General features: G+C 40.8%; 18 protein-coding genes and 1 other RNA gene. 5 read left to right on the top strand and 14 right to left on the bottom strand.

Translation table 11 applies throughout. The annotated features are described in order from the left end of the window. Positions 1-4: 4 nt before the first annotated feature. Together ACLD6A_RS01310 and ACLD6A_RS01305 are read right to left on the bottom strand one after the other, a co-directional pair. Positions 5-328, bottom strand: a complete 324-nt coding sequence (locus tag ACLD6A_RS01310) for a hypothetical protein (protein ID WP_410313363.1) — start codon at positions 326-328, stop codon at positions 5-7. Positions 329-500: 172 nt separating this feature from the next. After that, the gene (locus ACLD6A_RS01305) at positions 501-1,682 is read right to left on the bottom strand and encodes an MFS transporter (RefSeq protein ID WP_410313362.1); all 1,182 of its coding nucleotides are present in this window, start codon (positions 1,680-1,682) and stop codon (positions 501-503) included. A 269-nt stretch (positions 1,683-1,951) separates the two neighbouring features. Here ACLD6A_RS01305 and ACLD6A_RS01300 point away from each other — a divergent pair, with 269 nt between their 5' ends. Continuing rightward, entirely contained in the window at positions 1,952-3,061 is a 1,110-nt protein-coding gene (locus ACLD6A_RS01300; protein ID WP_410313361.1) for a type II TA system antitoxin MqsA family protein, read from the top strand. A 163-nt stretch (positions 3,062-3,224) separates the two neighbouring features. Here ACLD6A_RS01300 and ACLD6A_RS01295 read toward each other — a convergent pair whose 3' ends face one another. From ACLD6A_RS01295 to ACLD6A_RS01285, 3 genes are all read right to left on the bottom strand, one after another. Further along, complete coding sequence (locus ACLD6A_RS01295) at positions 3,225-5,609, bottom strand: DNA gyrase subunit B (protein WP_410313360.1); 2,385 nt, start codon at positions 5,607-5,609, stop codon at positions 3,225-3,227. A gap of 93 nt (positions 5,610-5,702) precedes the next feature. Continuing rightward, entirely contained in the window at positions 5,703-7,208 is a 1,506-nt protein-coding gene (locus ACLD6A_RS01290; RefSeq protein ID WP_410313359.1) for an RNA polymerase sigma factor, read from the bottom strand. 106 nt (positions 7,209-7,314) lie between these two features. Further along, complete coding sequence (locus ACLD6A_RS01285; RefSeq protein ID WP_410313358.1) at positions 7,315-8,205, bottom strand: hypothetical protein; 891 nt, start codon at positions 8,203-8,205, stop codon at positions 7,315-7,317. Positions 8,206-8,431: 226 nt separating this feature from the next. Between ACLD6A_RS01285 and ACLD6A_RS01280 the strand changes: the two genes are divergently transcribed. Beyond that, the gene (locus ACLD6A_RS01280) at positions 8,432-9,538 is read left to right on the top strand and encodes a polyprenyl synthetase family protein (RefSeq protein WP_410313357.1); all 1,107 of its coding nucleotides are present in this window, start codon (positions 8,432-8,434) and stop codon (positions 9,536-9,538) included. 107 nt (positions 9,539-9,645) lie between these two features. Next, positions 9,646-11,859 carry a protein kinase domain-containing protein gene (locus tag ACLD6A_RS01275; RefSeq protein WP_410313356.1) on the top strand — a complete coding sequence of 738 codons (2,214 nt, stop codon included), beginning with the start codon at positions 9,646-9,648 and terminating at the stop codon, positions 11,857-11,859. Between the two features lie 85 nt (positions 11,860-11,944). On the opposite strand, the gene ACLD6A_RS01270 is transcribed toward ACLD6A_RS01275, so the two are convergent. Then, positions 11,945-12,655, bottom strand: a complete 711-nt coding sequence (locus ACLD6A_RS01270) for a lysophospholipid acyltransferase family protein (RefSeq protein ID WP_004136107.1) — start codon at positions 12,653-12,655, stop codon at positions 11,945-11,947. A gap of 79 nt (positions 12,656-12,734) precedes the next feature. On the opposite strand from ACLD6A_RS01270, the gene ACLD6A_RS01265 reads away from it, so the two are divergent. Further along, entirely contained in the window at positions 12,735-13,286 is a 552-nt protein-coding gene (locus ACLD6A_RS01265; protein WP_004136106.1) for a hypothetical protein, read from the top strand. A 183-nt stretch (positions 13,287-13,469) separates the two neighbouring features. Here the strand turns inward: ACLD6A_RS01265 and secA are convergent, their stop codons facing one another. After that, positions 13,470-16,256, bottom strand: a complete 2,787-nt coding sequence (gene secA / locus ACLD6A_RS01260; protein WP_004136105.1) for a preprotein translocase subunit SecA — start codon at positions 16,254-16,256, stop codon at positions 13,470-13,472. Positions 16,257-16,473: 217 nt separating this feature from the next. After that, positions 16,474-17,145, bottom strand: a complete 672-nt coding sequence (gene hpf, locus ACLD6A_RS01255; protein ID WP_004128140.1) for a ribosome hibernation-promoting factor, HPF/YfiA family — start codon at positions 17,143-17,145, stop codon at positions 16,474-16,476. A gap of 210 nt (positions 17,146-17,355) precedes the next feature. On the opposite strand from hpf, the gene rnpB reads away from it, so the two are divergent. After that, positions 17,356-17,729: RNase P RNA component class A (gene rnpB / locus ACLD6A_RS01250), an RNA gene on the top strand. Here the strand turns inward: rnpB and ACLD6A_RS01245 are convergent. The 6 genes from ACLD6A_RS01245 to ACLD6A_RS01220 form a co-directional block, all read right to left on the bottom strand. Next, positions 17,726-18,397: an HAD family hydrolase gene (locus tag ACLD6A_RS01245; protein WP_410313355.1), complete on the bottom strand. Its 672-nt coding sequence runs from the start codon at positions 18,395-18,397 to the stop codon at positions 17,726-17,728. The genes rnpB and ACLD6A_RS01245 overlap by 4 nt on opposite strands. Further along, complete coding sequence (gene recN, locus ACLD6A_RS01240) at positions 18,381-20,165, bottom strand: DNA repair protein RecN (RefSeq protein ID WP_410313354.1); 1,785 nt, start codon at positions 20,163-20,165, stop codon at positions 18,381-18,383. The genes ACLD6A_RS01245 and recN overlap by 17 nt, the downstream gene beginning before the upstream one ends. Before the next feature lie 37 nt (positions 20,166-20,202). Continuing rightward, entirely contained in the window at positions 20,203-21,132 is a 930-nt protein-coding gene (locus ACLD6A_RS01235; RefSeq protein ID WP_116793985.1) for an NAD kinase, read from the bottom strand. An 81-nt stretch (positions 21,133-21,213) separates the two neighbouring features. Next, positions 21,214-22,017, bottom strand: coding sequence for a TlyA family RNA methyltransferase (locus ACLD6A_RS01230; protein WP_410313353.1), 804 nt, complete (start codon positions 22,015-22,017; stop codon positions 21,214-21,216). After that, on the bottom strand, positions 22,014-23,126 hold the full coding sequence (locus ACLD6A_RS01225; RefSeq protein ID WP_410313352.1) for an HAD-IIA family hydrolase: 1,113 nt from the start codon (positions 23,124-23,126) through the stop codon (positions 22,014-22,016). The genes ACLD6A_RS01230 and ACLD6A_RS01225 overlap by 4 nt, the downstream gene beginning before the upstream one ends. Positions 23,127-23,146: 20 nt before the next feature. Further along, positions 23,147-24,562, bottom strand: coding sequence for a hypothetical protein (locus tag ACLD6A_RS01220; RefSeq protein WP_116793982.1), 1,416 nt, complete (start codon positions 24,560-24,562; stop codon positions 23,147-23,149). Positions 24,563-24,621: the final 59 nt, after the last annotated feature.

The following is a 24,621-nucleotide window of genomic DNA, read 5'->3' as shown; positions in this document are numbered from 1 at the left end:
GAATTTACATCATGCTTCGAAGCATCAACACCATTGGAACTAGCATCATCCTTGAAACTAGAATCATTCTTCGAATTGTCATCACACTTGGAAAGCGCAGCATCCCTAGAACCAGCATCACCCTTTGCTTTATCAGGATTTTTAGCGACAGGATCCCCCCCCCGTCAGAAAATCCCGGATTTGCAACATTAGAGTTAGCATTCACAACAGCATCCGCACTTGTAACATTCTCAGCCGCATTCGCAGTCTGCGCAACACAAAAAGCGCAAGCAGCCGTAGCAATACTCATCATCGTAGTCGATAAAACAAGCACAGTTCTCTTGTTCATTTTTCCCTCTTATAAAATCAACAAATTTAAAAAACTTATAAAATAAAAATCACACAGCTGCAATCTCATCCTAAGAATGCAACCACACTAACTAATATACCACAATTCGGTATAATTTATATACAAAATTATAAAAGCTTAAACTTAAACGCACACGCAAATACTTTCACGCTCAACTTTCGCAAGTTCGAAGCAAACGCACGTGCATAAAAGTCATTAAAACAAGAAGAATAAGCAAATAAGCCGGAAGCAGCATCATAGAAACATTCTGCGCAATTATGCCAAAAATAGCAGGCATTACCATAGATCCAATATATGCACTTGCCATTTGCATTCCAACAATCGCTTGAGACTTATCTGCACCAAAATAATGAGGCGTTGAATGAATAATGCATGGGTAAACTGGCGCGCATCCTAGTCCAATAATTACAAATCCTGCAATAAGCTCAATATGATTCGGCAAAGGCAGAAGCAATACCAGAATTCCCACAAGCATCACGCACTGACCAATACGAATCATAGTTGCATCGTTAAAACGCATAGTAAGAAATCCGCTTACAAAACGACCAACCGTAATGCCAACATAAAACAAGCTTGCCCAGCCGGCTGCAACAATGCGGCTAACTCCCCCATGCAAAACCATGTAACTACTAGCCCATAATCCTGCAGTTTGTTCCAACGCACAATAGCAAAAGAACATAATAAGAATATTTTTCGCTCCTGGAATGCGCAAAACTTCCGCATAAGAAAGCATTCCAGAAGATTGTTTCTTTACCTCAGTAAGATTATGCGGCTCTGCCTTTTTATTATTATTTTTCCACAACGGCAAACTTATGAATAACACAAGAGTGAGAGCAATTTGTATAACAGCAATATACTGGTAGCCTGCAGGCCAACGCTGACCGTGAGAAAGTGCGAAACCCATAACGTAAGGGCCTGCTGAAGCCCCAATTCCCCACATGCAGTGAAGCCAGCTCATGTGCCAGCTTTCATAATGCACTGCAACATAATTATTAAGAGCCGCGTCCACTCCTCCTGCACCCAAACCGTACGGTATAGCTAGAAAAATAAGCACAAGATAATTCGGAGCAAAAGAAAAACCTAGTAACGCTAAAGCTGTTAAAGCAACTGAAATAAGCGTAACCTTCCCAGGGCCAAACTTATGCGTAAGCCTATTAGATAGCAGCGCAGAAACAATTGTTCCTGCAGAAATAACCATTGATATTCCACCAGCCCAAGAAATTTGCGCACCAACATCATGACTCATAGTAGGCCACGCAGCTCCAAGAAGAGCATCCGGCAAACCCAAGCTTATAAAAGCAAGATAAATAACAGCAAGAAGAAGGTTAATCATAAAAATTCCCCAACATTAGCCAATTCGTATTTGCAAATCAAACTCCCTATACAAGTGTAGCCCAATAAGCAAATAACCTATCGCATAGCGAAAGATAATTTTAAGATATACAGAACTTGATCACAGTGACAGTTTATCGGGCTTAAAAGCGCTCACATGTGCAATTATTTATGCATCAATAGATGCATTTTTCTTGATAAAAACGCTTATTTTTTGTATCATAAATTAAGTTCATGTAAATGTTAATTAGTCCTAAAAAATGAGTATAAATGCGTGCAAATAAAACATTTTGCGAAGAATGCAGGAATGAAGTTGAGTACTCAACAAAATCCATTCCAATGACTGCATCTATTAAAGGAAAACAATATTCCTACACCGGCACAGAGGCACACTGCAAAGAATGCGATTCTGCCGTATATGTACCAGAAATTATCGACGCAAATCTTCGAGCATTGTATGACGAGTATCGTAAAGAAAACAATATTATTCCACTTGATAAAATCAACGAAATACCTACTAAATACTCAATAGGTAAACGACCACTTTCGCTGCTACTTGGCTGGGGAGAACAGACATTTTCTAGATTTGCAGACGGAGACATCCCCTCAAAACAATATTCTGACATTTTGCAACGCATTTATAATGACCCGGAATATTACTTGCAATTATTAATCAGTAATAAAAATAATCTGAAATCCGCACTTAGCTACGAAAAAAGCTACAAGGCAACTCAAAAACTATTGCTTAAGTCCAACAATTCTTCAAGCAATAACGGCTCTATTAACACAGATTCAAGCAACAAAATAAACTATGTAATACAATACTTGCTCGTAAAATGTGAGGACATTACTCCCCTTGCTTTGCAAAAATCATTGTACTATATACAAGGTTTTTACTTTGCATTCTATAAATCGTTCTTATTTACCGATGATTGTCAAGCATGGGTTCATGGACCTGTGTATAAAGACGTCTATTTGCGCTATAAAGACTACACTTTTACACCAATCGATTCGCCAACAACAGAAATATCAGGAATTAAATCATCAGGAAAATTAGCTGATTACAAATACGCTCAAAAAAGCGATATCACAAGACTTACAGCAGAACTAACAACTACACTATCTGCTACTGAAAAAGCAATATGCGATAGCGTTATTGATAATATTTGCTGCTACAGCGGTAAAGAACTTGAACGATTTACGCATCATGAGGAGCCTTGGATACTTACTCGCGGCAATCTAAAAGCTGATGATTCATCAAATAAAATAATCAGCAAAAATATAATTGGCGAATACTTTACGAAAATAAAAGAAAAATACAATATGATAAATCCAGATGACATTCACCAGTATGCAAAAGATATGTTTGCTAGTAAATAACTAAATAACTAAATAAATAGTCCACATAAAAAATCCTCCTGCAGCAATTCACTAGACAGGAGGATTTTGTGTAAGTAATTTACGCGTAATCAATACTCGTAAGTAATTCACGTGTAATTAATAATTCAGTTTCACTTATCAAAAAAGTGTTTATATAGCAAAATCAGGTATCGATTTTGGAACGATCAAAGTCGTCTGCGTTATCAACAATAAACTGCTTTCGCGGAGGAACATCATCGCCCATTAGCAAATCAAATACTTCACTCGCCTGCTGAGCATCTTCCATACGAATCCTTCGAAGCATGCGAGTTCTAGGATCCATAGTGGTGTCTGCAAGCTGATCTGCATCCATCTCACCCAAGCCCTTGTAACGCTGAATATCGCTGTTAAAATCAATGCCCTTAGCTTGCAAATCGTTGAGCTTTCCAGCCAATTCGTCGTCTGAATACGTGTAAATATACTCGCCCTTGCGCTTTCCAGCGAGCGCAATCCTGTGAAGAGGCGGCACTGCAGCATAAACGTGACCGTGCTCAATAAGCGGACGCATATAACGGTAGAACAGCGTTAGCAGCAAAATACGAATGTGTGCGCCGTCAACATCTGCATCGGTCATCATAACAATCTTGTTATAACGCGCTTGCGAAATATCAAAACTTGCGCCAGATCCTGCTCCAACAACCTGAATAATTGCAGCGCACTCTTTATTGGAAAGCATTTGCGCAAGACTTGCTTTTTGCACGTTCAAAATCTTACCGCGAATTGGAAGAAGCGCTTGGAAAGCAGAGTTTCGAGCAGCTTTTGCAGTACCAAGTGCAGAATCGCCCTCGACGATGAAAAGTTCTGCAACATCGTCGTTTCCAGGCTGGCAGTCGGAAAGTTTTGGCGGCATTGAAGCGGACTCAAGCGCATTCTTTCTGCGCGTAACTTCCTTAGTTTTACGCGCCTGAATACGCGCATGCATTTCGGAAACTATTTTTTCCAAAACTCTAGCAGACTGCTCTTTAAAACCTCGCTTAGAACCGGTAATCATTTCGCCAAATTGAGCGTCAGTCATTTTGGTAACGATTGGCTTAACTTGTGCGGTTCCAAGAACATCCTTAGTTTGACCTTGGAATTGAGGTTCAGCAATTCGAACAGTTACGACTGCTACCAATCCTGCCATAATGTCGTCACGCTCAATTTTTGTGTTGGCGTCTTTAAGATTTACTTTAAGCTTTCTAGCATTATCTTCCACTGCTTTACGAATCTGCTTAGTTAATCCCTGCATAAATCCGTCAACATGCATGCCTCCGCCAGGAGTTTCAACAACGTTTACGAAACTAATAATCGTTGAATCGTAGCCGTTTACCCAGCGCATTGCAATGTCAACACCGCATTTTCTAGTTACCTGCTGCGCGTGTAAATCTCCTGCAGAATCAACGGCTTGCGTTTCTTCTACATACGTATCTTCGCCAGAAATACGCCAAATATCGGATACTGCTTCACCTTTTGAAAGAAAATCAACGAAATCTTTAACGCCACCATTATGCAAAAACTCAATCACGCGAGGGTGATGCTTATTTTGCATTGAGTTAGCGGACTCAGCATTTGCAATAGATTGTGCTGTTGATTCTTCAGATTCAGAATTTTCAGTCGCTATATTTTCAGTCTCATCTTCAGACTTATCTTCATCTTCTAATGTTGTTTCAGATTCTAATTCTTCAAATTCAGCCACAGAGTCATCGCTATTATCAGACTGATTTTCAAGAATATTATTTTCTGCAACATTATCGTCTGCAACATTATCTTCAGGAGAATCAATTTCTTCAATATTTGCAGATTCACCTTCAGGAACATGCTCGTCAATAACAGTAATCTTTAAGCCAGGAACTAGGAAACTTGTTTGACGCACGCGAGCAATAAGCTGCTCATAGCTAAAATGAGCAGTAGAATTGAAGATTTCTGGATCCGCCCAATAGCGTACACGAGTTCCGGTAGTTTTTGGCGAAACAGTGCCAATAATTTCAAGCTCAGTAGGCTTATTTTTGCGCGTGCGCTTAAACGGAGATGCTGGAGATGGATGCTCCGGATCCGCATCACTATAAACACCAGGATGCCCTTGATGGAACGCCATATGATGCGTTTTACCGTCTCTATCAACTTCAACATCCAAACGCAAACTTAAAGCGTTTACAACAGAAGAGCCAACGCCGTGCAAACCGCCTGCAGCATTATAAGAAGCGTTACCAAACTTTGCTCCAGCGTGAAGTTTAGTTAAAACAACTTCAACACCAGTGAGCTTTGTTTTAGGCTCAACGTCTACTGGAATGCCACGACCGTTATCTGCAACTTCAATAGATCCATCGTCGTGAAGAGTAACAACAATATGGTCACAAGCTCCAGCCAAAGCCTCGTCAACCGCATTGTCAATAATCTCCCAGAGGCAATGCATTAATCCTTGGCTGTCTGTAGTGCCAATATACATTCCTGGACGCTTTCTTACAGCATCCAAGCCTTCTAGCACTGTCAAACTGTCGGCATCATATTGCTCTTGCTCTTTAGAGACCACTTCTACCCCTTATATAAGCTAACTATTAAGCAATAAGTGTCGCATCTTAACTAAAGTAGAAACACGACACTTTTGCAATATAACGTTACAAAATCACTGATCTAAGAAGTCACGCAAAGTTTGCGATCTAGAAGGATGACGCAACTTAGACATTGTCTTGGACTCAATCTGGCGAATACGCTCACGAGTAACGCCATAAACGCGACCAATATCATCCAAAGTCTTAGGCTGACCATCTTCCAAACCGTAGCGCATTTTAATAACACCAGCCTCCCGAGGAGCTAATGTTTCAAGAACCTGCCTGAACTGCTCTTGCAAAAGAGAGAATGCTACAGCATCAGATGGTGCTATTGCATCAGTATCCTCAATCAAATCTCCGAACTCAGAATCGCCATCTTCACCCAAAGGTGTATGCAAAGAAATAGGCTCACGCCCATACTTTTGTACTTCCTGCACCTTTTCAACTGGCATATCAAGCTCGCGCGCAAGCTCATCTGGCGTAGGCTCGCGACCCAAGTCTTGAAGCATTTGACGCTGAACTCTAGAAAGCTTATTAATAACTTCCACCATGTGCACTGGAACTCGAATTGTACGAGCCTGATCTGCCATAGCGCGAGTGATTGCTTGGCGAATCCACCATGTTGCGTAAGTGGAGAACTTAAAGCCCTTCTTCCAATCGAACTTTTCTACAGCTCGGATTAAACCAAGATTACCTTCCTGAATCAAATCAAGGAAAAGCATTCCACGACCGGTATAGCGCTTAGCAAGAGAAACAACAAGACGCAAGTTTGCTTCCAAAAGATGATCTTTAGCTTTCTTACCGTCTGCCGCAGCCCACTTAAGTTCGCGCTTGCGCTTAAATTCCATATTGTCAATCTCAGTATCGAGTAAATGCTGAGCGTACAAGCCAGCCTCAATACGTTCCGACAAATCAACTTCCTGCTCAGCGTTCAGCAAGCTCACGCGGCCAATCTGCTTCAAATAATCCTTAACAGGGTCAGCAGTAGCTCCTGTAGCAATAACTCGACGCTTAGGATTTCCGGAAGGAGTTAGATTATCGTCATCATCGTCATCTCGAACAATAAATGCGCCCTTAGCCTGTGGAACTTGAGGAACATCATGCTTATGCTGATCATTGTCTTCAGTATCTTCAAGATCATCTACATCATCTTCAAGATCGCTATCAACATCTACATCAACATCTCCAAGATCATCAACATCAGCTATATCTTCTGGATGAATATCATCCAAATCTTCCAAATTCATTTGATCCTCATCGTCAAGATGAGCGTCGTCTAATGAATCGTCAATAGCTAATGAATCACCATCTTCTATAGCATCATTTTGAGCATTATCGATACTGTTATCACTATTGTTGCGAACTTCTGCTTCAACTTCAGATTCAACTTCGCTCAAACCTAACTCAGTATCAGTTTGATTTTCAACTACTTTTTTTGAACGAGAACTACGCGTTTTACTAGCAGCAGACGAAGTGCGAGCGTGACTTTGTCGTGCAGTACTTGTTTTACGTGCTTTTACAGGCTTATTACCATCTTGCTCTTCGCTCTGATCAGCTGATGATTCAACTTCGCTCGTCAAACTGTTCCTCCTGTAGTATCCCCTTGCAGCGCATATAGGCATAGTTCAAGCAAGGGCAAGTTTTACCTTAAGTAGTAAACCATTTAAGCACGACGATTATTCCCCCTTATTTTTCTTGCGGCGTGGCGCATTCTGATATCCAGGCTGGTTCAAGCTTATTTTCATAAGCTCCTTCAACAATTTTTGCCATTGTACAATCACTATCTATACTCAATGCTCGCTCAGTATATTTTTTAACGTTACCTAGCCTAAACCACCAGCTAATATAGGCTAAAAGTGCGTAAATTTGCACTGTTAGCTCCGGTATACTTTGTGTAGCAAATGCCATAACTTGTAGCACTCTGCATGCTGTTATTGCTCTTTTTATATTCGGCTTTTTGCTTGTTTGAATAAACTTAGCTTCTAAAAATTGGCGCAATCTATCTGACACCATAGGCGTGTGCGGATACCATGCGAATTCTGCTAGAGCATTGTCGTCATACCATTCTTGATTTTCATCTAAAATAGATATAAGCATTGCGTCGCGGACGTTAATATTGTGGAACATTCCAATAGCAAGATTTACTAAATCATATCCGAACATTTTCTTGTCGTGTAGAAACATGTCGCACCATCGTACGAAAGCAACACATGCAGTATTTCTAACAGCGCTTTCTTTACCGTTTATATTCGCGTTTTGAATAAAAGATTTTGAAACTGTTGGAATCCAATGCTGTATGCCTTTAACCCATTGCGAATTTTCGTCACAATTAAAATACGCATATTCTTTTGAGAATGTCATAAAGAAGCTACATTCTTTTGAAGGATATATTTTTCCTTTAATGTCCGAAATCTCTTGGCCAGCAAAACTAGTAAAATTATCCAATCCAACAAAATCTATTGAATCATCGCAAAGATCAGCGCTTTCACCATAAACTTCCAATATGCTTTGAGTATCAAAATCATCAATGCAACTATGCGAAATCTTCTCTTCTAAATCAATACCTGCTACTGTCATAATAATTACTCCCCTTCATTAATGTGTATTGCACATATACATTTATGTATTTGCTCATAATTTTTTATTATTAAATCAAGCTTTACGAGCGTAATTCTTGATATGTGTAAGTTTCTCAATATGCGAAATAGTATTCAATAAAAAACGATTGCAACGGTTATAAGCTCATTAAATCGTGTAAACTATTGTGTTTTACTTGTTCAGCCCTGTGGATAACTTTCATAATATGAGCACTTTAACGGACGATACTTGCAATCTTGCTGCTATTGAATCTCGAATTGCGTATTTAATTTCGCAACAATTTTGCACAAGCGCCGAAAATAATCTTTCTTCAACCTGTAAAACAACTTTACAGCAGGTAATAAAGCAAGCTATCGTTTCTAGCGAAGGCGGTAAAAGGCTGAGAGCTCTACTTACTATAAGTGCTTATAATGCTGCTTCTAGCGAAAAAACTACGAATAAGATTCAAGATAAAGCTTTATTTGATATTGCTTGTGCTTTAGAAGTATTTCAAACCGCAGCATTAATTCATGACGACATTATTGACGAGTCAGCTTTAAGACGTGGAAAACCGAGTGCATATTGTGCATTAAGTTCTGTATGCAACAACAAGCACATAGGCTCAGGGCTTGGCCTTATGCTTGGTGATTTGCTTGCTACAGAAAGCTTTGATATTACTAGAAATTCGGCGAAATATTTTACTTATAGTGAAGAATTACTTCAAGCTTTTGCTTCAATGCAACGAAATGTAGGTATTGGTCAAGTTTTGGATTTGTCTATTGAAATGATGCAACTTGATAATCCATCTGAGCTTGCACAGTCTTCTCTTAATGTGTTTAGGTGGAAAACAGCAAGTTATACAACTATTGCTCCTTTAACACTTGGTTTTCTTGCTGCATCAATGAATCCAAACGATGCTTATAATCTTGCTAATTCTATTGGAGATCCTCTTGGGATTGCTTTCCAGCTTGCTGACGATTTGCTTGACATTGTTTCAGATAGCAAGCTTACAGGAAAACCTATTGGTGGAGATATTCGCGAAGGAAAACGTGCTGTGCTACTTGCAGACGCGTTGCAATACGGCAGTGACCAAGAAAAAGAAATACTAACGAAAGCTTATACAAGCGAAGAACGCAGTGAAAGCGACGTTGAAAAAATAATACAAATCTACCATACTTCGGGAGCTATTGAACGTTCAAAACAGCGTATTATGAATCTTTGGCAGAAGTCAAATAATTCAATTGATGAAAGTCCTCTAAGTGGCAGCGGTAAAGCAATACTTCACAATATAAGCGAACGCTTTATACCTGAAGCATGGCGTAATGTACAATAGTATTTGAGTGTAACTATCGAAAGCAACCATACTTACTACGTTACTTGTAAAATCATACGTAGGCTTGTAAATAGTAAGCAAGGTTTACGCGTATAAGGATTGTGACAATGGATGAAGCTACTCAGGTTCAGCCTGGAATGTGCATTGAAAATCGCTATCGTATTGTGCGTAAAATTGCTCAAGGTGGTATGGCTACGGTGTACCAGGCGCAGGATGAGCGTCTCGATAGGCCTGTCGCAATTAAAATAATGCACACTCAGCTTGCTCAAGGAGTACATCGTCAGCAGTTTATTGCTAGATTCCGCAGAGAAGCAACTTCTGCAGCAGCTATAGCAAACCCGCATATTGTTCAAGTTTATGACACTGGTGAATACGACGGTCTTGATTATCTTGTTATGGAGTATGTGCACGGCGTTAATTTGCGCTACGAAATGAACATGCAAGGCACTTTTAGTGTTCGCGATACTTTACGCTTGTTGGCTGAAACTTTAGACGGTCTTGCTTCCGCACACCAAGCTGGAGTCGTGCACAGAGATATTAAGCCTGAAAATATTTTGATTAATGATCGCGGTCACGTGCAGATTACTGATTTTGGCTTGGCTCGCGCAATATCCCAAGCAACTCTTTCTTCTACCGGATTATTGCTTGGAACTGCGGCTTATCTTGCTCCAGAACTTATTGAGAACAATCTTGCAACACCTCAAGGTGATTTATATTCTGCTGGAATGATGGCATGGGAAATGCTTGCGGGACGAGTTCCTTTTACTGCAGACAATCCTGTAACGCTAGTGTTTAAGCATGTTCACGAAAACACTCCTTCAATAAGCACAGCGTGCCCAGATATTAACGAAAAAGTTGCGCAATTTATATCTAAGCTTACTGCGCGCGATATGAACGATCGACCAGATAATGCTATCGAAGCATTAACGCAATTGCGAAATCTTTCAAAACAATTAAGTGCTGAAGACTGGCAATATAAAATTGATGCTGTTAAGGAAGAGCAAGATTCCGACTCATTATCTCCTCTAGATAATCTGCGCCTTACAGATATTGATAAGTCTGATAGCGATAATAAAACTAAAGATTATAAGTATTCTCAAGATTCAGATGATTCTACAAGCGATTTAGATGCTACTCAAGCAATAAGCACTGCCGCTGTAGAATCTGAAGAAAATACTAACTCTGATTCTCAAAGCAATCCGCTTGAAGAATTTGACGACAGCAATATGCCAACTATTGCAATTGATTCACACGAGCTTAATCGCAATAAGACTTCTATAAATCCACTAATTCCAACATTGCATCCTGCAAGTTTTAATTCAGACTCTAAAAAAGATTCATCTTCTAAAAAGCGAGTAATTGCTATTGCAGTAGGAAGTGTTATTGCAGTGCTAGTTCTTGGTGCTATTGGAAGCTTCTGGTACTTCCTAGGCCCTGGCAGCTACTGGACGCTTCCTAAGCCGGATGATCTTCGATGCGCAAATCAAGCAGCTTGCAAAGTTAAAGATATTAGTTGGCAAGAATATGAGCATACTTTGAAGGTTGCTGGAATTCCTTACACTGTTTCCAAAGACTACAGTGACGATGTTGATTCAGGGAAAGTTCTTGCCACTGTGCCTGATGTTGTTGGAAGTCACATTAGTAAGCACTCGAATAGTAAGCTTCGTATTATACTTTCGCGCGGTATTAAAAAAGCTACAATTCCGTCTGATATTACTAATCCAAAAACTCGTAATGGTAAGAAACCATTGCAAGCACTTCGTAAAGCTGGATTTACTCATATTATTCATCGAACTTCACTCGACGTTTACTCTCTTGAAGTCCCAGAAGGAAGCGTTGTTGACATTACTCCTAAACCGGGCACGCGCATGAATCACAATGAGGAAGTTAGTTTGCTTCTTTCTAAAGGACCTATGCCTGTTCAAATGCCGGATATTGTTAATCACACTAAGGATGATGCTGACGTTGCTCTTAGCGGTGCTAAATTAGACGTAAAGTACGAAGAGGAAAATAGCGATACTGTTGCAAAAGGTAGGATTATTAGCGCTTCGGTTGACGCTGGCACTCAAATGCACTGGGGAGACAGTGTAAAAGTTGTTGTTTCAAAAGGACCTAAATCTGTTACCTTACCAAATGTTTGCGGCAAAAACACTGCAGAAGCTCGTAGGATTATTGAAAGCCTTGGTCTACAGGTTAAAATATCGGCTCCTCTTGGAGATTATATGCATGTAGTTAGGTTCCAATCTCCTGGAGCTGGTAGCGAAGTTCCTTTGAAGGATTCACACGGCAATCCTTCTGTTATTACTCTTACAGTAATCTAAGATACAGTTAACTTACTGTATCTGCCATCTTCACTGGTTCTTGGCTTACAGCTTTCCAACTGTTACTAACGTGCATTAGTGCACGTCATTGCTTATTAGCCTGATTATCTTTTGCAGCTTGACGCATTCGTTCTTTTACAGTTTGAGCATATTCGTCAACGTACTCTTGACCGCTCATCTGTTGAATTGCTTTCGTTATTTGATCAGTAATTTCACGAAGACGCTCGTGAGTAATCTCACTTTCGTCTTTTACACGCTCTACTTGAATAGGCTCACCATAGATTGCCTGCGTTTTGCCTTTGGCAGGAATTATCTGACCTTGAACCTGCAAATCTCTTGTGCCAATAATTGCCACAGGAATGATTGGACATCCAGTTTCAAGAGCAAGACGAGCAGCACCAGTATGACCTCGATACAGTTTTCCGTCTGGGCTTCTTGTGCCCTCAATATGAATGCCGAAAAGCTGACCTTTTTCTATAATTTCACGAGCATGATTTAGAGCACCGAGAGATTTTGAACCACCAGAACGATCAACTGGGAACACACCAACGGAAGTAAACCACCACTTCTTAAAACGTCCCTTTAATCCTTTTCCTTCAAAATATTCGGCTTTACCCATAAAGTGAATCATACGTGGGCAAGTTAAAGGAAGTAGAGCATCGTCAATAACAGCAAGATGATTTGCTGCAATAATTGCTCCACCTTTTTTAGGAACATTTTGAACGCCTTTTGCTGATGGATGAATCCTCATGCGGGCAATACCCCCAAGACCCTTCACGAAGAACCAGTACAACATAGCTTATCCTTTCTGCAAGCAAGCAGACACCCGCTAATTTGCACACCAAGAATCAGGCACACTTGCTAGAGTATAATTCATGACTTCTTCTAAGGATACCAACGACCCTCACCGTTACGGAAAAGGAATGTCACAATCATCAAATAATGACGATGCAAAGAATAGTAAAAATTTCGAAGATGATTGGCTGAATTTTATTGCGGATCATTCGGATGATTTAAAAGATATTTCTAATTCTCTCGACGCAAAAAGTTTTGAAAAGCATGCTAAGAAGAAAGAGAATGCACATAATTTTTATTTGATTGCAAAAAATAGTAGCGGACCACGCGACAATACTCGCTCAAGTTGGCTTGACGTAGATACGACTATGGACGAGTATGGCGATGATTTTGTGCCTCCTAATCCAAAGTTGGAAGATATTTCTCCAGTTACATTTGTTTTATGGACTGTTTTTGCTGTTGGTATTGCTGGTATTATTTTGAGTGCTTTTATTCCATCGCTCGCAACTATTGTTGGAATTATAAGCGCAATCTTCATGCTTTTAGGCGGATTAGGGATCTTTTTAAGCCGTAAAAAACCAGATCCTTATAAAGAAGATTATAGAGATTATGGGCATGGAGCTAGAGTCTAACAAAAGCATAAAAAACATGTCTGCAAAATAAACGCTTTATAGATTGCATAAAAGTATTGTGAATAAAAAAGTAGAAGGCCAATACAAAACGTATGTAGCCTTCTACTTTACTTTTAGCTTATTTATTTTTATTTTATTTTTCTAAGCTTAAATTTTCACTTAAAGTTCTAGTTTAAGTTTTGCTTAGTTTTCAGCTTCATTCTGTCCATGGCAAAGCTTGTACTTACGTCCAGAACCGCATGGGCATTCATCATTCTTGTTAGTTCCTGGGAACGTACGACCATCAGACCAAGGGGTCTTCCACTCTTCGTTCTTTGGTCGCATGCTTAACGGAACATCGCCTTCAGCATGGCTCAAAGGTGCAGGTCCAACAATTCCAGATTGCTGATCTTGAGAATCAACTTCTGCTTCTGCCTGAGCAACATCCTCATCGACAGAAGAATCAGAAGAAGTATCTTCTGTAGAAGCAACCTGCTCAAGATTAATGTGGAACAGAAGCTGCACACTTTCTTCCTTGATTGCTTCAATCATGGAGTTGTACATCTGATAGCCTTCACGCTGATACTCAACAAGAGGATCGCGCTGGCCCATGCCACGAAGACCAATACCATCCTTCAAGTAGTCCATCTCATAAAGATGTTCACGCCACTTGCGATCAAGCACAGCCAGCACAACACGGCGCTCAATCTGACGAATTGCGTCAGATCCAATGCGCTTTTCAAAGATATCGTAGAAATTGTTTACGTTATCAACAATCAAATCTCGCAAAGCAATAACAGCTTTTTCACCTTTAAGCTTAGAAATTGTTTCACGAACCTGATCCCAATCGAGAATAACAGGCATAACTGCTAACAAAGCGTTTTGCAAGCCGTCCAAATCCCAGTTCTTTGGCTTATCAGAACCGTTCATTGCGCCACGAACATAGCTTTCCACAGTGTCACTGATGAACTTCAAGATGTCCTCATGAATATCTTCACCCTTAAGAACCATCTGACGTTCTGCATAGATAACAGTACGCTGCTTATTCATAACATCGTCATACTTCAAAACGTTCTTACGCATTTCAAAGTTACGAGCTTCAACAGTCTTCTGCGCCGTGCGCACACCGTTAGAAACATACTTAGATTCGATTGGTTCGCCCTCTGGCAAGCCCTTAGCCATAACACGAGCAACAAGCTGAGTGTTGAATAGGCGCATCAAATCATCTTCCAAGCTTAAGTAGAAGCGGGATTCGCCAGGATCACCCTGACGACCAGAACGGCCTCGAAGCTGGTTATCAATACGGCGAGATTCGTGACGTTCAGTACCAAGCACATACAAGCCACCAAGCTTCTTAACTTCTTCGTGCTCGTCCTTAACCTGCTCTTTAACTTCGGCCAAAACGCCCGGCCAACGCTTCTCATACTCTTCAGGAGTATCGTCTGGAGAATATCCTTCAGACTTCAACTTAGCGTCTGCAAGGAACTCAACATTGCCGCCGAGCATAATATCAGTACCACGACCTGCCATGTTAGTAGCAACAGTTACAGCACCCTTACGGCCTGCAACAGCAACAACAGCAGCTTCCTTAGCATTCTGCTTAGCATTCAAAACCTGGTGAGGAATGCGAGCAACATCAAGAAGCGAAGAAAGAATTTCTGAAGATTCAACAGAAGCAGTACCAAGCAATACTGGCTGACCCTTTGCATGGCGTTCAGCAACGTCGCGCACAATAGCAGTAAGCTTTTCTTTCTTAGTGCGGAAGATTAAATCATCCTTATCCATACGAATAACTGGACGATTAGAAGGAATTGGAAGAACGCCAAGCTTGTATGTTCCCATAAATTCTGCAGCTTCAGTTTCTGCAGTACCAGTCATACCAGCAAGCTTGTCATACATGCGGAAGTAATTTTGCAAAGTAATAGTAGCAAAAGTCTGATTTTCTGCCTTAACTTCCACGTTTTCCTTAGCTTCAATAGCTTGATGCAAGCCTTCACTGTAACGACGTCCTGGAAGAACACGACCAGTATGCTCGTCGACAATCAAAACCTCACCATTAGTAACCACATAATCGCGGTCAAGAAGGAAGAGTTCCTTAGCTTTAAGAGCATTGTTCAAATAACCAATAAGAGCAGTATTAGCTGGCTCGTAAAGGTTATCAATACCCAAGTAATCCTCAATCTTAGCAATACCAGAATCGAGAATACCTGCAGTTTTCTTCTTTTCATCAATCTCGTAATCAACATCACGGTTAAGCTTCAAAACAAGCTTTGCAAACTCGCGATACCAATGAGTTACATCACCTTCAGCAGGACCAGAAATAATCAAAGGTGTACGAGCTTCATCAATAAGAATAGAATCAACCTCATCGACAATAGCATAGTGGTGACCGCGCTGCACAAGCTCGCTCTTTTCCCACGCCATGTTATCGCGCAAGTAATCGAAACCAAACTCGTTGTTAGTGCCGTAAGTAATATCAGCGTTGTATTGCTTACGACGCTCAGGTGGCTGCTGATCGGTAATAATGCAGCCAACACTCATGCCGAGGAATCGGTAAATACGACCCATAAGCTCACTCTGGTAGCTTGCAAGGTAGTCGTTAACTGTAACAACGTGAACGCCCTTGCCTTCCAAAGCATTCAAATAGCTTGGCAAAGTTGCAACAAGTGTTTTACCTTCACCAGTTTTCATTTCTGCGATATTGCCCCAATGCAATGCCGCACCGCCCATAAGCTGAACATCGAAGTGACGCTGGCCAAGCGTACGCTTTGAAACCTCTCTAACAGTAGCGAAGGCTTCAGGCATCAAATCATCCAGTTTTGCACCATTATCTAAGCGCTGCTTAAATTTAGCGGTTTGACCCTTCAATTCTTCATCGGAAAGCGCAGAAATTTCATCTTCCAACGCATTCACAGCCTTGGCAACGTTCTCAAGGCGCTTTAACTGACGGCCTTCACCCATACGCAAGGCTTTATCGACGATATCTACCACGTTTTGCTCCCTTAGGTCATGTCTATGAAGACGGCCTAGCCAACATAGACGTAAACTGTGCCTATATTACGCGACGGCAGCGATTTTTATAAGCACGCGAGTCGGTGTAACAAATAAAATGCCCGCCTAGCCATCTAGCCGACGGGCATTTTGTTAATCTAACTTAATTTTTACAAACTCCTAAATACTTTTATTAATTTTCGTAATTATTTTATTATTACTTTTTCTTAGCAACATTTTCAGGTGTATCAATCTCAAACACACCATAGCTCCATCCATGCCTACGATACACAACAGATGGTCGCATTGTTTCTTTATTAACAAACAGGAAGAAATCGTGACCAATTAATTCCATCTCGTACAAAGCTTCATCAATGCTCATAGGCTCTGCAATATGAAGCTTGCGTCGAATAACAATAGGCGTGTCACCAACGCTAACTTCCACAGACTCACCAGGGCCTAAATCAGAAGCAACAGCTGCATCTGCACTATTGGCAACATCCTCACTAGGCTCCTCAATTTTCATGTCAATTTCTGGCTCAACAGCGCCCATATCAACAGGAACCATTTCCGTGTATCCGCGGCGATGATCCTTGCGGCGATCACGCGTGCGGCGCAAACGTAGCGTCAACTTATCTAGAGCCATGTCGAGAGCACTGTACTGATCAGTGCTAGAAGCTTCTGCGCGAATCACGGTGCTACCTGCAACAACAGTAATTTCAACTCGCTTTGCAGTATCTGCCTGCCTTGGATTACCTTCATGAGTCAACACAATTTGAACGCGCTGCGCATCAGGAGCAATAGCGGTTACGCGATTCATCTTACTTTCTACAACGTCACGGAACCTTTGATTAATCTGCGTATGACGACCAGTAATGACGATTTCCATGCGAAACCTCCCCATATAGATTCGAACCTAAGTTCGATTTGTATCAGCCGACTGCCACGATGCCGTCGGTGCTTCTATTATATCTGCTAAATCAATAAGAAACTAGCAAGTTATTAAATTTAAGCAAAAAATTTCATAATTATTTCGAAAATTTACGCAAAACAACTAATTTTTTACGATATGAACAATATCTGCTATACTTGGGAAGGTTGAGGTTTCACGATGGCCGCGGTCACAATGTTCATTCGGAGTGACTGAGGAACTTCCGGGCTCCACAGAGCACAATGGCGGATAACGTCCGCCCAGGGCGACCTGAGAGATAGCGCAACAGAGAATAGACCGCCCGAACGTTTCGTTTGGGTAAGGGTGAAACGGCGGTGTAAGAGACCACCGGACTTCTGGTAACAGTTAGTCGCATGGCAAGCCTCATTGGGAGCAAGGTCAAGCAGAAGACGCTTAAAGGCTGCTCGCCTGAGTCTTCGGGTAGACTGCTAGAGTTTGGCGGTAACGTCAAATCGAGATGGATGGCCATCCGTGTGCACTTGTGTACGCGACAAAACCCGGGGTATGTGAAACCTCATCAACTTTTTGGAGCATCATCGAAGTTGGAAAATACTTCTAAGCATTTCCTAAATGGCAAGTCTAAATCATTTTTTGAGCACGATTCATCTACAATACCGTATGTTTTCATTCCAGCTTGTTGAGCAGAATTTAGCGCAGTTGCAGAATCTTCAAAAACTGCACAATCTTTTGTAGCGACCTTAAGAGTTTCTGCTATATCAACATAAGTTTTATAACTGTTTTTTCCTTCTTTAGATAGATCTTCCCCAAATTGCAAAAAATCAAAACAATCTAAAATATTAAGCCTTCTTAACGCAGGCTGGCATAAAGTTTTGGAAAGAGTTGTAATAAGAAACATCTTTACTTTTTTAGAACGCAAGTATTTAACGTAGTCGTAAGCTCCCTTTCTAAGAGGAAGATGATTAGCATAAGCATCAAACGCCATATCTGACCACTCCTTCATTAGTTCTTCAGGAGATTCACTAAAACCGTAATGTTCAATAACATAATCTGCAATTTGGCGAGGATTCATAGCTGCTGTAGTATTTGCAAAAATATCCGGAACATTTAAGCCGCGTTTTGCGAAACTCTTTTTATCAATATCATCCCAAACTCCAAGAGAATCAATAAGAGTTCCGTCAAAATCAAAAATAGCAGCCTTAAAAAACGAATTATTATTCTGCAGCGTCATCAATTATCTTTCTACTCGTTTCCAACAATTCATGCGCATGTTCAAGCGAAGTTTTAGAGTTACTTCCAGCAAGCATACGAGCGATTTCCAGCTCACGAGATTTACCTTCGAGTAGATTAACAGTAGTATCCGCTTCTTGACTTTCAAAATCACCATTATTAACAGGTGAAATATTTTTTTGCACAGCATATTGAGCATCAGCAAAAGAGGCCACTTGAGGCAAATGCGTAACAACAATCACTTGCGAATGTTTAGCAAGTTTAGCCAAACGCTTTCCTAGTTCAACTGCTGCAGCGCCACCAACTCCTGCATCAACTTCGTCAAAAATAAAAGTCATGTTTTTATCATCATGCTCGCGCATTCTTGCAACAACAAGTTCCATTGCAAGCATCAGCCTACTTAGCTCACCGCCAGAAGCACTTTTGCCCATTGGTAAATCTGGCGAAGCTGGAAATGGTCTAAAAAGAAACTCAATATCGTCAATGCCGTTTGAATCGAGATCAACGAAACCATCTTGATTCTCACTTCTAGAATTTACTCGAACATTTAATTGAGCGCCATCCATTGCTAAAGAAGATAGCTCATTACTAACATCATCACTAAGCTTTTTAGCTGCTTTCACACGAGTGGCAGATAATTTCTTGGCTAAATCAAAAGCTTCATCGTAACGCTTATTACAAGCGGCCCTAGCGCGCTCAATAGCTTCTGGAGAATCATCTAAATCTTCAAGTTCAAACTGAGCTTTTTGCGCCCAATTAAGAACATCATCTAAAGTTGGCCCCCATCTGCGCGTAAGCTCACTAAGATCATGTATTCTTGCATTTAAAGAATCTAAATCTTCCTCACTCGCATCAAAATCAATCTGCTGAGCAAGCTGCATTACAATATCGTCCAGTTGCGCATGAATATCATCAAGCTGTTGAGCGAGTTTACTAAATGAATTATCAACTCTAATATTTCGCAATGCTTGAGCAGCCTGATCAATAAGCGTTCTTGCATCTAAAGATGACGATGAAGCACTATAGTCGATTTGACTAACGTCAAGCGATGATAAGGCTGTGCTCACAGCGTTAATAATTTGCGCAGAATTTTCAATGCGCTCGCGCTTTGCACGCAATTCTTCATCTTCATTATGTTTTGGATCTACTTGTTTTATTTGGGCTAAAGACTCTCTCAAATAGTCAGCTCTCTGACGAGCGGAAGATTCTTGGTTTTCAAGACGATTACACGCTTCTTGAGCATCTTTTAAAGCTTGATAAGCTTGAAAATACTTATTAGCTAATTCACTATTCTTTGCCACTAGATCTAACATTTCGCGCTGTTTTGCGCTAGTTGCTATGCGTAACTGATCACTTTGACCATGAATCGTGACCATTTGTGAACATACGTCTTCAAGCAAAGTTTTTGGAACAGCGAATCCAGATATTGTTGCCCTTGAGCGACCATGTTTAGGAACAGTTCTTGCAACATACATATCTGACTTTGTTTCATCAATTTCTGAAGTTTCAAGCTCAATGCCAGCTTGATTAACAATTTCTTCCACTTCGCCTGATTTTGGGATGCTAAATACGCCTTGCACCCACGTTTCTTTAGCATTGGGCGAAATTCTAGCAGAATCTGATTTCGAACCAGAGATAAGTTTTATGGCACTTAAAAGCATTGATTTTCCAGCGCCAGTTTCACCTGTAATCGCAGTCATTCGTAAAGAAGGAGTAATAAGCGCGTGTGAAATTGGCCCAAGATTGCGTATTTCTAATTCTTCAAGCACACTATACCTCGTTTTTACTGCTATTAGTTAAGTAGGATTATTTACGGTTTGACTGATTACTGTTATGTTCTCGCCAACCAACTACTGGTAAATCAAATTTTGTAACCAAACGCTTAGTAAAAGGCGCTCCCGAAAGTCTAGCTAGCAAAAGCTCATCTTTAGACTGTCGAACTTGAATCCTTGATCCTTGAGGAAGAGCACGCTGACGCCTGCCATCGCAGCAAATCCAGCCTCCCGAAGAAGATTCTTCAAGAATATCAATCGTAAAAGTAGATCCTGAGCCAATAATAAGCGGACGAGCAAAAAGCGCGTGAGCAGCTAAAGGAACTAATTGCAGAGCTTCAACATTTGGCCACATAATTGAGCCACCTGCAGAAAACGCATAAGCTGTTGAACCAGTAGGAGTTGAAACTATTACACCATCACAGCCAAAAGATGACATTTCAACATCATCTACTCGTATTGAAAGCTCTACCATTCGCCCACGATCTGCACGATCAAGCGTAATATCATTCAAAGCCCAGTCTCTTAAAGGCTCAGTTTCTCCAGGAAGCCACACGTCAACATGAGCTTCCATACGTCGATCGATTGAATAATCCTTATTGGCAATTCTTCTAATTGCTTCATCAATTTGGAAGCTTTCGAATTCTGCCAAAAAACCAACGTGACCAAGATTTATTCCAATAATTGGCACGGTAGTGCAATGCACTAACTCTGCAGCCTGAAGCATGGTGCCATCTCCCCCAAGCACCACAACAATTTCAGTATGCTCATCAACTAAATTAGTAGGCGTTTTAGAAAAGTCAGAAACGGCAGCACTGTGAAAAACATCAACTAGAAAACCCGCTTGAGTAAGCTGTGAAGTAACTTGATTTACTACAGCACTGTGGCTATCAAGTCTCGCATGAGTTACTACAAGAGCGCGTCGAGGCGCAGAAGCAGTATTTTCATCGAAATGTTGCTGCATCACAAATACCCTTCGTACTGTTTTCAAATAACAGTACTATTGTAATTCTTCTACGTATATTAGGCGTAAGTATTTGTATTATCAGCCTTCAAAATGCGCATAAAGCAAATATTCTACGTTTCCGTGAGTGCCTTCAATAGGAGATTTTACTGTTGAAACAATCGTCAAATTATTATCTTTAGCACAATTTTCAACATTTTCTAACGCTTTAAGACGCAAAGATTCGTCTGTTACTATTCCACCTTTTCCAAGATTTCCTTTTCCAACCTCAAACTGAGGTTTAACAAGTAAAACAACATCTGCATTATGCTCAGCAATGCGCGAAATTACTGGAATAACAAATGTTAAAGAAATAAAAGAAACATCCGAAACTATCAGATTAGGTTTATACGGCAAATCTTCTTCGTAAACGTTACGAATATTTACTCCGCTCATTTCGATTACTCTAGGATTATTCGCAATTTTAGGATTAAGCTGCCCATGACCAACATCGAGAGCAATAATATGCTCAACTCCTCTTTGTAAAAGAACGTCGCAAAATCCGCCTGTTGACGCACCAATATCTAATGCTCTAGTTGACTTGGAAGTAGATAAACCGTATTTAGAAAACGCTTCAAAAGCTCCTTCTAGCTTAAGAGCTCCGCGAGAAACATATTTAGCAAAAGAGCTTACGCCTTCTGATTTAGAAATAACTATTTCTTCTGAATCCTCTACAAGAAAAGAAGATTTTTTAATAGTTTTATTATTTACGTTTACAGCACCATTTTGAATTAAACGCTTAGCTATTGTTCTACTTTCTGCTAATCCTCTGGCAACAAGAGCACAATCTAAACGTTTATGTGAAGAAGAGTTTACAAAAATTCGCAAATCTTCATTAAAACTCATAATGAAAACTCCGGAAGAGTATAGTTTTCAAGAGATTCACCATTATCTTGCAAACTCCATGTCAACGCGCATGCAGCCCTTAAAGCATTGCAATCATTAAGATTATTTACTTCAATAATACGATTATCAGTAAGCTCAGCTTTTGCATTTTCGCAAATAAAAGTATGCTCGTCCACTCTCTCTGGGCAGTTATGGGACTCGTTAAGTCCTCGCAAATCTTTAGAAACAAAGCTTGGTCGCAAATACTTCGGCGCAAGCATAAGCATTCTAGGATTCGTAACTCCAGTAAGAACAAGCAAAGACTCGTAGCCTCCCCTTGTTCCTGCTTCAATATCAGTATCTAGACGGTCTCCTACAGCAAGAGATTTAGAAATACTTATTACAGGATTTCCAAACTCGTCCTTTTCAGTATAATTTTCATCTGCTGACTCAAATTTAGTTTTTACATGTTCAGCATTTGCTGCAACAAGCAGTCGAGCCTCGTCATACATTGCAGATTCAGGTTTTCCAGCAGACGAAACAGGCTCAACCCCTGTAGCATTAATAACAGCCTGAATCATTGAGCCGCATCCAGGAGCTATTCCAAGTTCACGAGGAATTGTTAAATCACGATTTGTAACAAAATATTTAGCTCCGTGCTCTACAGCAAAAGAAACTTCCGCCATTTCTTGCCAAGTCATCTGAGGATACCAGCCTTGAATAACAGCTTGCGGATTATCTTTACAAGAATTTACAGGCTGTAAACCTACACGCTTAACTTCCTCAAGCAAATGCTCAGCACCAAGAACTAGAACACGAGCACCTGGCTCAACATGACGCGCAACCATGCGAGCTGCAACAACAGATGAAGTAATAATCTGCCATGGTTTTACACTCAGACCAAAACTTTCCAATTGTTTGGCAACAACAGCTTGAAAACGAGAAGAATTATTTGTTGTGTATTCAATAAACATTCCGCGTTTTTGAGCTGACTCAATCGATTCAGCAGCATACTCAACAGAATTTCCGCCTCTATAAACAACACCATCCAAATCAAGCAAAGCTAAGCTAAAAGCTTCACTTAAAGGACGAGTACTTGCAGAAAAATTCTTTCTCGTTTCAAGTTGCATAAAAATAGCCTTAAATGATTTTAATCCTCAGATTCATCTTCTTCTGGAGCAAATTCGCAATCATCTTCACTTACACCAATCTCATCCATCATGGCGTCGTTCAAATGTTCCAAATCGTAGTCAATAACAATATCATCTGTGTTAATATCGTCATCGTCAGCATCAGCATACTGATTTTCAAGACTGTCGAGCAAAGATTCTAATTCTACGGCTTCATCGCTTCTGCCTGCTTCTTCTAAGAAGTACTGCTCAGCTTGAACGGCACGCATACGATACTCTCCAGGTAAGCCCTTTGAACGGCCCATTGCATGAACGAGCTCAATAGCTTTATCTGCATGATCAGTATCAAACAAAACACCGGCGTACACTAGGAACATTTCGGCTTTAACTTCACCCTTAAGGCTTTTTGCTTCATCTGACATGCAAATCTCTAAGGCTTTATCTAGATTGCCCATGCCGCGCTCACAATCTGCAATAAATGGCAGGTAGTCGAGATAACCGTTCATGCGCATTGCAGTGCGGAATTCTTTAGCAGCAAGCTTGTAATCGCCTTGACGATAAGATACAAAAGCTAATGTTTCGCGAGCAAAATCAATTCTTGAAGCCTGCTTAGCAACCCATTTTGCGTGTTCCAAAGCAAGATCAGGATTCTCTTCCTGCAAAACGTAGGCTGCAAGAATATGAAGACCAATATTTTCAGCATGCTCCTTGGAAAGGCCACGCAAACGCTCACGGTCTTCCTTAGAAAGCATTGCCCACTCTAGACCCTTTGGCATTTTAGGCTCGCCAGGGCGACGCGCGGTATAAGGGTTTTGTGATGGATATGAAACCGTTCCGTCAGAATTGCGACGAGGTCCATTTTCAAATCTGACATTGCCATGCGCATTGCTGTTTCGGCGCTCAGAGCTGCGATGTTCGTCGAAGCGACGATTTTCATTGCGATTATTGCGGTCGTAACGATCATTGCGATCATTGCGGTCGTAACGATTATTATGGTGATTGTCAAAGCGACGATTTTCGCTGCGATTATCACGACGATTATCGCCAAAATCACTTCTGGAATCTTTATGGAAATCCTTGTGGAAGTTTCCACCGCGATTATTTTCTCTGCGATTCTCGTTGTGATTATTTCGACGGTCGAAACGTTTTTCACCATCAAACTTCTTGTAGCGAGGATTTCCGCCTTCTTCACCGCCATGCTCAAAATCGCGCGAACGACGATCATCACGGCGATCATCAAAGCGGCGATTACGGTTAAAACGATGTTCTCCGTCGCGATTTTCAGAACGGAAACCACTTCTCTTAGAACCACTCTTGTGGAATCCATCTTTATGGAAACCACCGCGTCTTTCACCACTTTTACCACCGTTTCGATGGCCAAAATTACCACGATTACCAAACGACTTGCCACTACGTGATCCGCGCTCTTCGCCCATTATCGGCATACCTTTCAAATTCTAATAAACAATAAATTAATATTAATCTAATATTAAAA

The organism is Gardnerella sp. Marseille-Q9691 (assembly GCF_046507715.1).
In the GTDB taxonomy this organism is placed as follows: Bacteria; Actinomycetota; Actinomycetes; order Actinomycetales; family Bifidobacteriaceae; genus Bifidobacterium; species Bifidobacterium greenwoodii.
Note: the sequence above shows the minus strand (reverse complement) of the source record. Positions and strands in the feature narration are given on the sequence as shown.

Excerpts from the sequence above, each read along its gene's own strand:
- ACLD6A_RS01230 (WP_410313353.1), bottom strand. The coding sequence starts at position 22,017 with ATGAGTTTTAATGAAGATTTGCGAATTTTTGTAAACTCTTCTTCACAT.
- ACLD6A_RS01310 (WP_410313363.1), bottom strand. The coding sequence starts at position 328 with ATGAACAAGAGAACTGTGCTTGTTTTATCGACTACGATGATGAGTATT.
- ACLD6A_RS01275 (WP_410313356.1), top strand. The coding sequence starts at position 9,646 with ATGGATGAAGCTACTCAGGTTCAGCCTGGAATGTGCATTGAAAATCGC.
- ACLD6A_RS01270 (WP_004136107.1), bottom strand. The coding sequence starts at position 12,655 with ATGTTGTACTGGTTCTTCGTGAAGGGTCTTGGGGGTATTGCCCGCATG.
- ACLD6A_RS01280 (WP_410313357.1), top strand. The coding sequence starts at position 8,432 with ATGAGCACTTTAACGGACGATACTTGCAATCTTGCTGCTATTGAATCT.
- ACLD6A_RS01225 (WP_410313352.1), bottom strand. The coding sequence starts at position 23,126 with ATGCAACTTGAAACGAGAAAGAATTTTTCTGCAAGTACTCGTCCTTTA.
- ACLD6A_RS01245 (WP_410313355.1), bottom strand. The coding sequence starts at position 18,397 with ATGACGCTGCAGAATAATAATTCGTTTTTTAAGGCTGCTATTTTTGAT.
- ACLD6A_RS01235 (WP_116793985.1), bottom strand. The coding sequence starts at position 21,132 with ATGCAGCAACATTTCGATGAAAATACTGCTTCTGCGCCTCGACGCGCT.
- ACLD6A_RS01285 (WP_410313358.1), bottom strand. The coding sequence starts at position 8,205 with ATGACAGTAGCAGGTATTGATTTAGAAGAGAAGATTTCGCATAGTTGC.
- ACLD6A_RS01305 (WP_410313362.1), bottom strand. The coding sequence starts at position 1,682 with ATGATTAACCTTCTTCTTGCTGTTATTTATCTTGCTTTTATAAGCTTG.
- ACLD6A_RS01265 (WP_004136106.1), top strand. The coding sequence starts at position 12,735 with ATGACTTCTTCTAAGGATACCAACGACCCTCACCGTTACGGAAAAGGA.
- ACLD6A_RS01220 (WP_116793982.1), bottom strand. The coding sequence starts at position 24,562 with ATGGGCGAAGAGCGCGGATCACGTAGTGGCAAGTCGTTTGGTAATCGT.
- hpf (WP_004128140.1), bottom strand. The coding sequence starts at position 17,145 with ATGGAAATCGTCATTACTGGTCGTCATACGCAGATTAATCAAAGGTTC.
- ACLD6A_RS01300 (WP_410313361.1), top strand. The coding sequence starts at position 1,952 with ATGCGTGCAAATAAAACATTTTGCGAAGAATGCAGGAATGAAGTTGAG.